Here is a 13,127-nt window from a genome sequence, read left to right on the forward strand (position 1 = left end):
CGGATAGGCCCTTTCCTATCCATAGCTCGGACCTCTCTAGTCCAGAGCCTAGCCATGTCCGATATCCAGTCATTCCGCCAGTCCGTTGAAGCCTTTATCGCTGCGCGCGGGTGGACGCCGACGCGCTTTGGCCGGACCATCGCGGGCGATCCGCTGTTCGTGTTCGACCTGCGCGAGGGCCGCGAACCGCGTTCGGACACGCGAGCCCGTATCCTCAAGGCCATGCAGGAGCAGGCCGATGAGGCGCTGGAAGCGCCGTTACGCATCGGCGTCGCCGGGCTCGGCAATGTCGGCGCCACGCTGGTGCGCATCATCCAGAAGGATGGTGAGGAGCTGACCCGAAAACTCGGCCGCAAGATCGCCGTCACCGCTGTTTGTGCCCGCTCGCGCAGCCGCGACCGCGGCATCGATACCCGCGAGCTCGAATGGTTCGACGATCCCGTGGCGCTGGCGAAATCCGACAGCATCGACCTGTTCGTCGAGCTGATCGGCGGTGAAGACGGCCCGGCGCTGGCCGCTGTGAAGGCGGCGCTCGAGGTTGGTCGACCAGTGGTCACCGCCAACAAGGCGCTGCTCGCCCGCCATGGCGTAACGCTCGCCAAGGTGGCCGAGGAGTCGGGCGCGCAGCTCGGTTTCGAGGCCGCGGTGGCCGGCGGCATCCCGGTGATCAAGACGCTGCGCGAGGGCCTCGGCTCGGCCCGCATCGCCCGCGTCTACGGGATCATGAATGGCACCTGCAACTACATCCTCTCGCGCATGGGCAACGAGGGCATCAGCTTTGCCGATTGCCTCGCCGATGCGCAGAAGCTCGGCTATGCCGAGGCCGATCCGGCCTTCGACGTCGAGGGTTTCGATACTGCCCACAAGCTCGCCATTCTCGCCTCGCTCTGCTTCGGCTGCGAGATCGCGCCCGACGAGATTTTCGTCGAGGGCATCACCACCATCAGCGAGGCTGACATCAAGGTAGCGAGCGACCTCGGCTACAAGATCAAGCTGCTCGGCATCGCCCAGCGCTCCAATGACGGCATCGACCAGCGCGTGCACCCCACGCTCGTGCCGAAAACCTCGGCCATTGCCGGGGTGGATGGCGTGCTGAACGCGGTGGCGCTGGAAACCGACCATGTGCACGAGTTGCTGCTCGCCGGCCCGGGCGCCGGTGGCCCGCCGACCGCCTCGTCGGTGCTCAGCGACATCCTCGATATCGCCCGCGGCACCAAGGTGCCGCCGCTCGGTGTCGCCTCGGCCGAGCTCACGCCCTACCGGCAGGCGCCGATGCGCGCGCATGAGGGCGGTTACTACATCCGACTAAATGTCAGGGACGTAGCCGGCGCGTTTGCCGCTATTGCTACCCGCATGGGTGAAGCCGGCATCTCGCTCGAGAGTGTCATCCAGCGTCCGGATTTGCGTGTTAGCGAGCCCGGCGTTGTGGAATCGGAGGTGCGCACCGTCGTGCTCCTGACGCAGTCCACGCTGGAGCAGTCGGTGCGTGACGCGCTTGCGCGCATCAAGTCCGACGGCTTCATCCTCGGCGATCCGCAGATGATCCGGATCGAGCAACTTTAGTACCACTGACGCCCCCTGCGGCGGGGCAGGGAGTGCCCATGAAGCTCAACAAGACGGATGCTGACCGGCAGGCAGCCATCGACCGTTCGCTCACCCTCGAACTGGTGCGCGTCACCGAAGCGGCGGCCATTGCCTCTTCGGCATGGCGCGGCAAGGGCGACGAGAAGGCGGCCGACGCAGCCGCCGTCGAGGCCATGCGCCGCGAGATGGGCAATGTCCATATCGAGGGTCGCATCGTCATCGGTGAAGGCGAGCGCGACGAAGCGCCGATGCTGTTCATCGGCGAGGAAGTCGGCGCTGGCGATGGCCCCGAGGTCGATATCGCCGTTGATCCGCTCGAAGGCACGACGCTGTGCGCCAAGAACCAGCCGGATTCGATCTGCGTGCTGGCCATGGCCGAGCGCGGCAAGCTGCTCAACGCCCCGGACGTCTACATGCACAAGATCGCCATCGGCGCCGGCTATGCCGATGGCCTCGTCGATCTCGATGCCTCGCCGAAGGAAAACGTCACTGCGCTGGCGCGCGCAAAGGGCGTGCCGGTCAACGAAATCACTGCCTGCGTGCTCGACCGGCCGCGCCATGCCGCGCTGATCGACGACCTGCGCTCGGCCGGCGTCGCCATCAAGCTGATCTCGGACGGCGACGTCGCCGGCATCATCCACGCGGTGAACACCGAGGATACCGGCATCGACATCTATCTCGGCTCCGGTGGTGCCCCCGAAGGCGTGCTGGCGGCGGCGGCGCTGCGCTGCATCGGCGGCCAGATGCAGGGCCGGCTGATCCTCGACAGCGAGGACAAGCGCGAGCGCGCTCGCAAGATGGGCGTCGCCGACCCCAACAAGAAGTACCGCACCGACGAGCTCGCCTCTGGCGATGTCTTCTTCGCCGCCACCGGCGTGACGGATGGCTCGCTGCTGTCGGGCGTGCGGTTCGGCAAGAGCACGGTGCGGACGAACACGGTCGTCATGCGCTCCTGGAGCCAGACTGTCCGCTGGATCACGGCGGAACATCACCGGTAGGGCTGGTCGGGCTCCCCTCCCCCTTGCGGGGAGGGATTGAGGGTGGGGGTCGTGCGGCGATCGCCGATGGCCCCCCGCCCCTCCCCGCAAGGGGGAGGGGAGCGATATGCTGGTGTGCATCAAAAACAAAAGGGCCGCCCACCGGGCGGCCCTTTCTCATTCAGTAACCCGGGGCTTACGCCTCCTGGATCGCGCTCACCAGCCACTCGCTGCCATTGCGGCGGGTGAAGGTCCACACCTCGGTGGTCTCGGTCACGTCGTCCTCGCCGCTGACGATCTCGCCGGTGGCGCGGTTGCGGGTGATGTCGCGCGACTCGTAGCGCAGCGCCACCGTGGCGAACTCCGTGCCGCCCTCGCGCCAGGCCTCGGCGATATCGCCTTCGAGCAGACGCACGTCATAGACCTCGTTGCGCAGGCCCTTGCTGGCGTTCTCGCCCAGTTCCTCGGCGAGATAGCTCATCACCTCGGCGGTCGAAATCCGGCGCAGCGCTGTATAGTCCTCGCGCGAGTAGGCGTCCTGCAGCTGGTTCAGGCGCTGCTCGAACACGGACAGGTCCGCATCGCCGACGCCGATCTCGTCCCGCCCGCCGGCCCGCTGCGAGGCGCTCGAGCGCGGCGCCGCATTCGCCGGACGGCCACCGCCACCATAGCTCTGCCCGCGCGGCGCTTCGAAGCGATAGCCGTTAGTGTTGCCGCCGCCCGCCATGGCCGGGTGCCGACGGCGGAGGAAAAAGCCGACGATGAGGGCGATGATCACGACCTGCGCGAGCAAGGCGAGCATGCCGCCAAAGCCGCCAAAGCCGAACCCGAACAGCATGCCGAACAGGCCCGAGAACAGCAGGCCGCCCAATAGCGCGCCGCCAAAGCCGCCGAACAGGCCCGGCCGGGCCGCAGTGGTGGCGTTGCCGACGGTGTTCTGCTGGCCATTGGTCATGGTGCGCTGCACCGGCGTGGTGGCGTTGGGCGAAACGTTGGTGGCTGGGATCGAGCGCTCGGTGCGGATGCCGCGGCTGCCGAAGCTGCCGCCGCGCCGCGCCTCGGCCGTATCGACCGCAACCAGCGACAACGCCATCACGAGGGTGGCGAGGAGAGCGGTGGATCGGAAGCCAGACTTGGCGAACATTGTGGTCCCCATTGAAAACGATGTTCGCTATATGGGGATGCCCGCCGCAGAAGTTTAGAGGCCGCAAGGCCGCAGCGTCCGATTTCGCCCTGATGGCCAATCCTCCACCGGCTGTCATCCCAGCGAAAGCTGGGATCCAACTCACCCCACGCGCGGGAGGACAAATAGATCCCGGCTTTCGCTGGGATGACATCGAGTTTGGCTAAGCGGGCGAGGATAACCGCCAACACCTCTCGACTATGTCGTCAACACGGCTTACCTCCCGAACATATGGACGAGCCGCTCCGCTATTTCCTCGGTGTCTCGAGCTCCGCCACCGGGCGGTCCTGGGTGGATCGGCTGGATCCGGCGGCCGCCCGCATGGCCGCCGCCATCGGCCAGCGCACCGAGCTTTCCGACATCCTCTCGCGTATCGTCGCGGCGCGCGGTGTCGATGTCGACCACGCCGAGCGCTACCTGCAGCCGACCGTGCGCGAGCTGATGCCCGACCCGTCGACGCTGGCGGACATGGACAAGCTCGCCGAACGGCTGGTCAAGGCCATCACCGACAACGAGCAGATCGCCCTGTTCGGTGATTACGACGTCGACGGCGCCTGTTCGGTGGCGCTGATGGTGCGCTATCTCCGCCATTTCGGCCTGAAACCTCAGGTCCACATCCCCGACCGCATCTTCGAGGGCTATGGCCCCAATACCGGCGCCATCGACAAGCTGATCGCCGGCGGCGCGCAGCTGCTGGTCACGCTCGACTGCGGCACCACCAGCGATAAGCCGATCGCCCATGCGCTTGAGCGCGGTCTCGACGTGCTGGTGGTCGATCATCACCTCTCCGACGACGAGCTGCCGCCCGCCACCGCGCTGGTGAACCCCAACCGGCCTGACGATATCTCCGGCCTCGGCTATCTCTGCGCCGCCGGCGTCACCTTCATGGTGCTGGTCGCCGTCAATCGCCTGCTGCGCCAGCGCGGCGACAGCGGGTTGCCCGACCTGATGGCGATGATCGACCTCGTCGCGCTCGCCACCGTCTGCGACATCGTCCCACTCACCGGCCTCAATCGCGCCTTTGTCGCCCGCGGCCTCGAGATCGCGCGCACCGGCTCCAACAAGGGCATCGGCGCGCTAGCCCTCGCGGCCCGCCTGTCGGGACCGATGAATACCTACCATCTCGGCTTCCTCATCGGCCCGCGCATCAATGCCGGCGGCCGTATCGGCGACGCCGCGCTGGGGACGCGCCTGCTCACCCTCGACGACGAGCAGCAGGCCATGATCATCGCCGCCCAGCTCAACGAACTGAACGCCGAGCGCCAGCGCATCGAGATCGAGGCGGTGGAGGAGGCGAGCCGCGCTGCCGAGGCCGAGATCGGCAGCGGCGACGGCCCGCCCGTGTTGGTGCTGGCCTCGGCCAACTGGCACCCCGGCATCGTCGGCCTGATCGCGGCGCGCCTGCGCGAGCGCTTCGAGCGTCCCACCTTCGCCATCGCCCTTGGTCCCGACGGCACCGGCACCGGCTCGGGCCGCTCCATGCCCGGCGTCGATCTCGGCTCGGCCGTCATCGAGGCGGTGGAGCAGGGGCTCGCCACCAAGGGCGGCGGCCACGCCATGGCGGCCGGCGTGACGCTGACGCCCGGCCAGCTCGGCCCGTTCCGTGCCCATATAACGGAGCGGCTGGGCGACTACGTCGCTGCGGCCCGCGCGATCACTGCCTTGCCCATCGATGCGGCACTCACTGCCCGTGGCGCAACACCCCAATTTGTGCGCGAGGTCGAGCGGGCAGGGCCCTTCGGCTCGGCCAGTCCGCAGCCGGTTTTCGCGTTTCCTGCCCACAAGGCCAGGTTCGCCGAGGTGGTCGGCGGGGCGGGGCATGTGAAGTTCACGCTGACCTCCGACGATGGCGGCCGGCTCAAGGCCATCGCCTTCCGCGCCGCCGCCAATGCCATCGGCGAAGCTCTGCTGAGCGCGGGAAATGACGCCCCGCTGCATCTCGCCGGCACGCTCAATATCGATCATTGGCAGGGCCGCGAGGAGGTGCAATTCCGCGTCACCGATCTCGCGAGGCCGGGCTGAAGCGCTTCAACTCATGCTTGCATATCGACGTTTCGCGGCTAAAGTGCACGCTCTTTCAAGAGCGTCGCTGATCATGACGCGGGCCGCATGGTCCGACTGCCGCGGCGCCGATTATCTGGATTGCGCGTAATGGATCAGCTTGCACCGAACACCCAGGCAAGTGCCCCCACGCTCTGGACCCGGCTCGCCTCGACTGGCGCCGCCTGGGTCGGCAGACGACTGATTGGCCGCCCCAGGCATGGGGCTGTGACCATCACCTTCCCCGACGGTTCGATACGCACCTTCGGCCAGCCCGGCACCGGCGAGCACCCCCGGCTCGTGCTGCACAACTTCAAGGTGCTCGGCAAGACGCTGAAGCGCGGCACCGTCGGCTTCGCGCAGGCCTATATCGACGGCGACGTCGAGATCGACGATCTGACCGCGCTGTTCCGCTATTTCCTGCAGAACCGCGACGTGCTCGATAGCGGCGAGAATTCCTGGTACGGCCGCGCCGCCCAGGACATCAGCTATCACCTGAGCCGGCATAATTCGAGGGAAGGCAGCAAGAAGAACATTTCCGAGCACTACGACCTCGGCAATGACTTCTATTCCGAGTGGCTCGACCCCTCGATGACCTATTCCTCGGCCTATTTCACCGCCGACGATCAGAGCCTCACGGACGCGCAGCACGCCAAGTATCGCAAGGTCGCCGAGATGGCGGGCGTCAAGTCCGGCCATCGCATCCTGGAGATCGGCTGCGGCTGGGGCGGTTTCGCCGAGATCGCCAGCAAGGATTTTGGCGCCGAGGTCTACGGCATCACGCTCTCGGCCGAGCAGCTGAAATACGCCAACGAGCGCCTGCAGCGGCAGGGCCTCGATGGCCTCGCCAGAATGCATTTCGAGGATTATCGCGACACGCAGGGCCAGTTCGACCACGTCGCTTCCATCGAGATGATCGAAGCGGTGGGCGAGGAGCATTGGCCCAGCTACTTCAAGACCGTGCATGACCGGCTGAAGCCCGGCGGCACCGCCTCGATCCAGGCGATCACCATCAGCGAGCGGGATTTCGAGGACTACAAGTCGCGCCCCGATTTCATCCAGCGCTTCATCTTCCCCGGCGGCATGCTGCTGACCAAGACCGCCATGCAGGAGCAGGGCGACCGGGTCGGCCTCATCCTCGAGCAGGTCGAGACCTTCCGGCTCAGCTACGCGAGGACGCTGGCGCTGTGGCGCGAACGCTTCCTCGAGCGCTGGAACGAAATCAAGAAGCTCGGCTACACCGAGGACTTCCGCCGCAAGTGGGTGTATTACCTCAGCTATTGCGAGGCGGGCTTCGCCGAAGGCTCCATCGACGTCGGCATCTACCAGTACCGCCGTCCGGAGTAGTCGTGGTCGGCGATCGTGCCGAAGCAACGATTATGTCGCTTTTGTTTCAATAGACTTCGTGTTGCTTCGCTATCGCTGCGACCGAATGTCTGTTGAAATTCGCTTCAGTTGCGAGACATGTACCAAGAATCTGCAATATTTGCAGCGTGGTGCGGTCGGGGGCGGTCGGCATGGCAAAAGCTCTGTTTCTGGTGATCCGGAGTCGCGACAACTGGTGGGTCGATTTCGAAGGCGCGGCCCAGGGCCCCTTCGACTCCCGCGAGAGCGCGGCGCTCGAGGCGCGGTCCATGGGCCGCTTCAAGGCTCATACCGACCGCGAGGCCGAGGTGCTGGTGCCCGACGAGCAGGGCCGCTACTGGGTCATCTGGTCCAGCCTCCATGACGCCGGCGCAGGCCGCAGCTTCACGCCTTACCGGGTCGGCGCGGCAACGGCTGCGAGCGCGGCCTAGGGCGAGGGTCGCTTTCGGGCTCGGACCGTTCCAACCCCACCAGCTGTCATCCCTGCGAAAGCAGGGATCCACCTCTCCTGCAGCTCGGGCTGCGCGTTGGCCCGCTGCTTCCGCAGGGGTGACACCCTGTGGCTCGGCCGATTTGCAGGTCCCACCTAGGGCGTTTCATCCCGCCGCCTGAGATACCGTCCCGGCACCTTGCGCACGTAGATCGTGTCGCTCCCGTCTTCATGCGCCCGCGTGAGCCGGTGCACGCCGTCGAGGATCAGCCAGCGGCCGCGGTGGCGGGTGATCTCGATGGGAAACACCAGGCTCGCAAGTCGCACGCGGCGATATTCCTTGTCGTAGCGATAGGGCGAGCGCAGCACCTGGCGTGGCGTCAATACGTAGCGCTCGTCCTCGAGCGGCCACAGCGGCACATCGAGATGCCACAGCAGCTTGTCGATCGGAAACAGCTCCGCCGGCAGGTCGAGCGCCCACAGCGCCTCGACGTCCCAATCGAGGGCGTACCAGTACTCCTCGATGATCTGGGGCAGCTCGATCACGTGGCCTCGGTCTCGCGTTGCAGATCCAGAATAGCGCCGATTGGCTAAGGCCGTGTGACTCCCAAACATGACTTGACTATTCAACATTCGGCGTCGATAGGTGACCGCAATTCTCAACTATCCGGGCCGTTGCCATGTTTCTCCGCACCGCCGTCATCGTTGCCAGCATCGCCGTCTCGGGCCTGCTCGCCGGAACGGCGTTCGGCGTGGAGTGGAGCTACACCGACAGCACCGGCCAGACCGTAACGCTCGACCACGTTCCCGAGCGCATCATTGCCAGCCAGGATGCGGCAGCAGGCCTCATCCCGCTCGGCATCCGCCCCGTCGGCATCTATGCCGATAGCACCGTCACCGAGGCCAAGGCGCTCCAGGGGCTCGACCTCACCGGCATCGAGATCATCGGCGAAGCCTGGGGCGAGGCCAATATCGAGAAGGCGGCGGCGCTCAAGCCCGACCTGATCATTGCCGAATACTGGCCGCTCGACAAAACCTGGAGCGGCGGTGACGACCTCGTTGCCGCGCTGAAGCCGATCGCCCCGATCACCGGCCCGACCCAGGGCGACTCGATCGTCACCCTGATCGAGGACTACGAGACGCTGGCGTCCAGCCTCGGCGCCGACCTGTCTGCCCCGCGGGTCGCCGCCGACAAGGCCGCGTTCGCGGCATCGCGCGAAAGGTTCAAGGCAGCCGTCGCGGCCAAGCCCGATCTCACGGCTCTCGCCGTCTGGGCCGGCACGGATGCGCTCTACGTCGCCGCCACCGCCGGTTCGGCCGAGCTCATCGACTTCGCCTCCTGGGGCCTCAAGCTGATCGATCCCGAAGTCGCCGACGATCGCGGCTACTGGGAGACTGTAAGCTGGGAGAACGCCGACAAGTATCAGCCCGACCTGGTCATGGTCGATGATCGTCAGGCGTCGACCATGGCGACGGCGAAGGCTCAGGCGACCTGGACCACCATCCGCGCCGCCGCGGCCGACCAGATGACCGATTGGCCCGCCTTCTGGCTGCGCAACTATGCCGCTTATGCCGGTGCGCTCGACAAGCTGACCGTCGCCATCGACGCTGCCGACCCTAACGTCGGCGACTGACGTGCCGGCCGCCCAGGCAGCGCAGGGCCTCGCGCCGGCGACCCGCGCTGGCGGCTTTGTCCTGCTCGCCGGCCTGCTGGTGGGCGTGCTGTTCTTCTCGATCACCGTTGGCGCCCGCCCGATCGCGCTGGGTGACATCTGGAACGCGCTCTTCGCTTTCGATCCCACCCAGACGACGCACCGCATCATCATGGACCTGCGCCTGCCGCGCACGCTGGTCGGCCTGCTGGTCGGCGCTGCGCTCGGCCTTTCCGGCGCAATCCTCCAGGGCGCGACCCGCAATCCCCTGGCCGATCCCGGCATCCTCGGCATCGAGGCCGGCGCGACGCTCTGCGTCGTCCTCGGCATCTCCGTATTCGGCATCCCCCAGCTGTCAGGCTATGTCTGGCTCGCCTTCCTCGGCGCCGGCCTCGCCATGGTGGTGGTCTACGTCATCGCCTCGCTCGGCCGCGAGGGTGCCACGCCGGTGAAGCTGGCGTTGGCCGGTGCCGCGGTCACCGCCGCCATCACCTCGGTCACCAGCGCCATCCTCATCACCAATGTCGAGACCCTCGACCAGATCCGCTTCTGGCAGGTCGGCGCGCTGACCGGCCGCACCATGGACATCCTGATCCAGGTGACGCCCTTCATCCTCGCCGGCATCGTGCTCGCGCTCGCCACCTCGCGCATCCTCGATGGCCTCGCGCTGGGCGACGACGTCGCCCGCGGCCTCGGCATGAAGGTGCAGCGTTCGCGCGCACTCGTGGGTATCGCCGCGGTGATCCTTGCCGGAGCCGCCACCGCCGCCGCCGGTCCCATCGCCTTCGTCGGCCTCACCGTGCCGCACGTGGCGCGCGTCTTCACCGGCCCGAATTATCGCTGGATCCTGCCCTACTCGATGCTGATCGCGCCGATCATGCTCCTCGGCGCCGATATTGTCGGCCGCGTGGTCGTGCCGCCGGGTGAGCTGCAGGTCGGCATCGTCACCGCCGCCCTCGGCGCGCCCTTCTTCATCGCGCTGGTGCGGCGCAGGAAGCTGGCCGAGCTATGAGCACCGCCTTCGCTCCCGTCGGCGAGGTCGTCGCCGCCCGCAAGCGCCTGAGCGGCCGCGGCGCGATCGTGCTCGGCGGCCTCGTGCTGCTGATGATCGTCGTCGCATCGATCTCCATTGCCGTCGGCGACTATCCGCTGCCGCCCGAGGACGTGCTGCGCTCGCTGCTCTCGCCCTTCACCGGTGTCACCGATCCGGCCGGCGATTTCATCGTGCTCGGCGTGCGCCTGCCGCGCCTGATGGCCGGTATCCTCGCCGGCGCCGCCTTCGGGCTGTCCGGCGTCATCTTCCAGACCATCCTGCGCAACCCGCTCGCCAGTCCCGATATCGTCGGCATCACCATGGGCGCGAGCGCGGCCGCAGTGGCGGCGATCATCCTGTTCAAGTGGAGCGGCTTCGCCCTGTCGCTGAGCGCCTGCGGCGGGGCCATCCTTGCCGCGCTGCTGATTTACGGCCTCGCCTGGAACAGCGGCGTCACCCCATACCGCCTGGTGCTGATCGGCATCGGCATCTCGGCCATGGCCGGCGCCATCGTCTCGTTCCTGTTCACCCGCGCCCGCATCATGGAAGTGCAGGAGGCGCTGTCCTGGCTGATCGGCAGCCTCAACGGCGCGACCTTCGAAGCCATCACCCCGCTCGCGCTCGCCATGCTGGTGCTCTGCCCGCTGGCCGCCTGGCTGTCGCGTTCGCTGCGCACCCTGCAGCTGGGCGACGACACCGCCACCGCGCTCGGCACCCGCGTGGAATGGAGTCGTCTCGGCCTCATCCTCGTCGCCGTGCTGCTCGCCGCCGTCGCGACCTCGGCCGTCGGTCCGATCGCCTTCGTCGCCTTTGTCGCCGGCCCGATCGCCCGCCGCCTGCTCGGCCCGGCCGGCAACGCGTTGCTGCCCTCCGCCCTGGTCGGCGCGCTGGTCACCGTCGCCGCCGATTTCGTCGCCCAGCACATGCTCGGCCGCAATCAGTTGCCTGTCGGCGTCGTCACCGGCGCGCTCGGCGCCGTCTTCCTTATCTACCTGCTCGCCGCTGCCCATCGTTCGGGGCAGGGCGGTTGACCCGGAGGCCTGCGATGTCCGCCAACCACCAGCTTTCCGCCACGGACCTGACGCTCGGCTATGCCGACCGGGTGATCGTCGAGGACCTGTCGCTGGAAATCCCGCCGGCCCAGTTCACCGTGATCGTCGGCGCCAATGCTTGCGGCAAGTCTACCCTGCTGCGCGGCCTCGCCCGCCTGCTGACCCCACGCGCCGGCTGCGTCTATCTCGACGGCAAGGCCATCCGCGACATGCCGACCCGCGAAGTCGCGACCCGGCTCGGCGTCCTGCCGCAGACCCCGATCGCGCCCGACGGGATCACCGTCGCCGATCTCGTCGGCCGCGGCCGCTACCCGCACCAGGGCTGGTTCCGCCAATGGACCGCCGCCGACGATGCGGCTGTCGCGACCGCGCTCCAGGCCACCGACACGCTCGATCTCGCCGGCCGCGCCGTCGACGAGCTGTCGGGCGGCCAGCGCCAGCGCGTCTGGATCGCCATGGCGCTGGCCCAGGAAACCGAACTGCTGCTGCTCGATGAGCCCACCACCTTCCTCGACATCAACCACCAGGTCGAAGTGCTGGACCTGCTCACCGACCTCGTGCAGCAGCGCGGTCGCACCGTCGTCGCCGTGCTGCACGACCTGAACCTCGCCTGCCGCTACGCCGACCACATCGTCGCCATGCGCGCCGGCAAGGTCGCCGCCGCCGGCGCACCCGGCGCCGTCGTCACCGCGGGGCTGGTGAAGGACGTGTTCGGCATGGATGCCGAGGTTGCTACCGACCCGGTCTCGCACTCGCCGATGATCGTCCCCATCGGCCGCCACCGCATCCAGCAGCGCCGGAGACTGGCAGCCGAATAGCCCGGTTGGCTTCGCACCCGGCTGCCTGCTAAGGCGACGCCCGTGATCCGGAGACAGCGATGACCAGACTGACCGAAGCAGCCCGCGGCGTATATGTGATCGCCGTGACCCCGTTCGCCGATGACGGTGCGCTCGATCTCGACAGCGTCGACCGCATGGTCGATTTCTACGAAGCGGCCGGCGTCGATGGCCTGACCGTCCTCGGCCAGCTCGGCGAAGCGCCTAAGCTCACCTCGGAAGAATCGAAGCGCGTCGTCGAGCGCGTGCTGAAGCGCCTCGATGGCCGCCTGCCGGTCGTCGTCGGCGTCTCCGCGCCCGGCCTGGCGCCGATGCAGGAGCTCGCGACCGCCGTGATGGGCGAGGGCGCGGCCGGCGTCATGGTCGCGCCGCCCTGGACGCTGAAGACCGACGATCAGGTCCATGCCTTCTACCAGTCGGTCGGCGAGGCGCTCGGCGACACACCCTTCGTGCTGCAGGACTATCCGCTCACCACCAACGTCACCATCGCGCCCAAGGTGATCGACCGGATCATCCGCGACGTGCCCAACTGCGTCATGCTCAAGCACGAGGACTGGCCGGGCCTCGGCAAGATCACCGCCCTCCGTGCGTCCAGCGACAAGGCCGAGACGCGCCGCATCTCGATCCTGTGCGGCAACGGTGGGCTGTTCCTGCCCGAGGAGATGGGTCGCGGCGCCGATGGCGCCATGACCGGCTTCTGCTACCCCGAAATGATGGTCGGCGTCGTGCGCGAATACGCCGCCGGCAATATCGAGCGCGCCAACGAGATTTTCGCCGCCTACCTGCCGCTGGCCCGTTACGAGCAGCAGCAAGGCATCGGCCTCGCCGTTCGCAAATATGTGCTGGCCAAGCGCGGCGTGATTGGCTCAGCAGCACTGCGCAAGCCGCGTCCGGTGCTATCCGCCCTGGATATTGCCGATGTCGAACGCCTGCTCGCCGCGCAGGAACGGCGCCTCGCCGAACTCGGAGCCTAGT

General features: G+C 67.5%; 12 protein-coding genes. 10 read left to right on the forward strand and 2 right to left on the reverse strand.

The genetic code is table 11. The features are described 5' to 3' along the window. Positions 1-222: 222 nt before the first annotated feature. Entirely contained in the window at positions 223-1,563 is a 1,341-nt protein-coding gene (locus AC3A6I_RS07110; RefSeq protein ID WP_487544998.1) for a homoserine dehydrogenase, read from the forward strand. 38 nt (positions 1,564-1,601) lie between these two features. Beyond that, on the forward strand, positions 1,602-2,582 hold the full coding sequence (gene glpX, locus AC3A6I_RS07115) for a class II fructose-bisphosphatase (RefSeq protein WP_487542947.1): 981 nt from the start codon (positions 1,602-1,604) through the stop codon (positions 2,580-2,582). 175 nt (positions 2,583-2,757) lie between these two features. On the opposite strand, the gene AC3A6I_RS07120 is transcribed toward glpX, so the two are convergent. Further along, complete coding sequence (locus AC3A6I_RS07120) at positions 2,758-3,705, reverse strand: TIM44-like domain-containing protein (RefSeq protein ID WP_487542948.1); 948 nt, start codon at positions 3,703-3,705, stop codon at positions 2,758-2,760. A gap of 270 nt (positions 3,706-3,975) precedes the next feature. Between AC3A6I_RS07120 and recJ the strand changes: the two genes are divergently transcribed. The 3 genes from recJ (at position 3,976) to AC3A6I_RS07135 (ending at position 7,580) form a co-directional block, all read left to right on the forward strand. Continuing rightward, positions 3,976-5,766 carry a single-stranded-DNA-specific exonuclease RecJ gene (recJ, locus tag AC3A6I_RS07125; protein WP_487542950.1) on the forward strand — a complete coding sequence of 597 codons (1,791 nt, stop codon included), beginning with the start codon at positions 3,976-3,978 and terminating at the stop codon, positions 5,764-5,766. A 129-nt stretch (positions 5,767-5,895) separates the two neighbouring features. Then, entirely contained in the window at positions 5,896-7,131 is a 1,236-nt protein-coding gene (locus tag AC3A6I_RS07130; protein WP_487542952.1) for a class I SAM-dependent methyltransferase, read from the forward strand. A 170-nt stretch (positions 7,132-7,301) separates the two neighbouring features. Further along, positions 7,302-7,580 carry a hypothetical protein gene (locus AC3A6I_RS07135; protein ID WP_487542954.1) on the forward strand — a complete coding sequence of 93 codons (279 nt, stop codon included), beginning with the start codon at positions 7,302-7,304 and terminating at the stop codon, positions 7,578-7,580. Between the two features lie 155 nt (positions 7,581-7,735). On the opposite strand, the gene AC3A6I_RS07140 is transcribed toward AC3A6I_RS07135, so the two are convergent. Further along, positions 7,736-8,125, reverse strand: coding sequence for a hypothetical protein (locus AC3A6I_RS07140; protein WP_487542955.1), 390 nt, complete (start codon positions 8,123-8,125; stop codon positions 7,736-7,738). 134 nt (positions 8,126-8,259) lie between these two features. Between AC3A6I_RS07140 and AC3A6I_RS07145 the strand changes: the two genes are divergently transcribed. The 5 genes from AC3A6I_RS07145 to AC3A6I_RS07165 are packed head-to-tail and all read left to right on the forward strand — an operon-like array spanning position 8,260 to position 13,126. Beyond that, complete coding sequence (locus AC3A6I_RS07145) at positions 8,260-9,213, forward strand: ABC transporter substrate-binding protein (RefSeq protein WP_487542957.1); 954 nt, start codon at positions 8,260-8,262, stop codon at positions 9,211-9,213. A 1-nt stretch (position 9,214) separates the two neighbouring features. Further along, on the forward strand, positions 9,215-10,243 hold the full coding sequence (locus AC3A6I_RS07150) for a FecCD family ABC transporter permease (RefSeq protein WP_487542959.1): 1,029 nt from the start codon (positions 9,215-9,217) through the stop codon (positions 10,241-10,243). After that, complete coding sequence (locus AC3A6I_RS07155; RefSeq protein ID WP_487542961.1) at positions 10,240-11,295, forward strand: FecCD family ABC transporter permease; 1,056 nt, start codon at positions 10,240-10,242, stop codon at positions 11,293-11,295. The genes AC3A6I_RS07150 and AC3A6I_RS07155 overlap by 4 nt, the downstream gene beginning before the upstream one ends. A 14-nt stretch (positions 11,296-11,309) precedes the next feature. After that, positions 11,310-12,134, forward strand: coding sequence for an ABC transporter ATP-binding protein (locus tag AC3A6I_RS07160; RefSeq protein WP_487542963.1), 825 nt, complete (start codon positions 11,310-11,312; stop codon positions 12,132-12,134). A gap of 59 nt (positions 12,135-12,193) precedes the next feature. Then, positions 12,194-13,126: a dihydrodipicolinate synthase family protein gene (locus tag AC3A6I_RS07165; RefSeq protein WP_487542965.1), complete on the forward strand. Its 933-nt coding sequence runs from the start codon at positions 12,194-12,196 to the stop codon at positions 13,124-13,126. Position 13,127: the final 1 nt, after the last annotated feature.

The sequence above is a fragment of the Devosia sp. Soil_C_22 genome, assembly GCF_057657195.1.

What these genes read in the sequence shown, in the direction of transcription:
- AC3A6I_RS07110 (WP_487544998.1), top strand. Translation starts at nt 223, where the DNA reads ATGCAGGAGCAGGCCGATGAGGCGCTGGAAGCGCCGTTACGCATCGGC.
- glpX (WP_487542947.1), top strand. Translation starts at nt 1,602, where the DNA reads ATGAAGCTCAACAAGACGGATGCTGACCGGCAGGCAGCCATCGACCGT.
- AC3A6I_RS07120 (WP_487542948.1), bottom strand. Translation starts at nt 3,705, where the DNA reads ATGTTCGCCAAGTCTGGCTTCCGATCCACCGCTCTCCTCGCCACCCTC.
- recJ (WP_487542950.1), top strand. Translation starts at nt 3,976, where the DNA reads ATGGACGAGCCGCTCCGCTATTTCCTCGGTGTCTCGAGCTCCGCCACC.
- AC3A6I_RS07130 (WP_487542952.1), top strand. Translation starts at nt 5,896, where the DNA reads ATGGATCAGCTTGCACCGAACACCCAGGCAAGTGCCCCCACGCTCTGG.
- AC3A6I_RS07135 (WP_487542954.1), top strand. Translation starts at nt 7,302, where the DNA reads ATGGCAAAAGCTCTGTTTCTGGTGATCCGGAGTCGCGACAACTGGTGG.
- AC3A6I_RS07145 (WP_487542957.1), top strand. Translation starts at nt 8,260, where the DNA reads ATGTTTCTCCGCACCGCCGTCATCGTTGCCAGCATCGCCGTCTCGGGC.
- AC3A6I_RS07155 (WP_487542961.1), top strand. Translation starts at nt 10,240, where the DNA reads ATGAGCACCGCCTTCGCTCCCGTCGGCGAGGTCGTCGCCGCCCGCAAG.
- AC3A6I_RS07160 (WP_487542963.1), top strand. Translation starts at nt 11,310, where the DNA reads ATGTCCGCCAACCACCAGCTTTCCGCCACGGACCTGACGCTCGGCTAT.
- AC3A6I_RS07165 (WP_487542965.1), top strand. Translation starts at nt 12,194, where the DNA reads ATGACCAGACTGACCGAAGCAGCCCGCGGCGTATATGTGATCGCCGTG.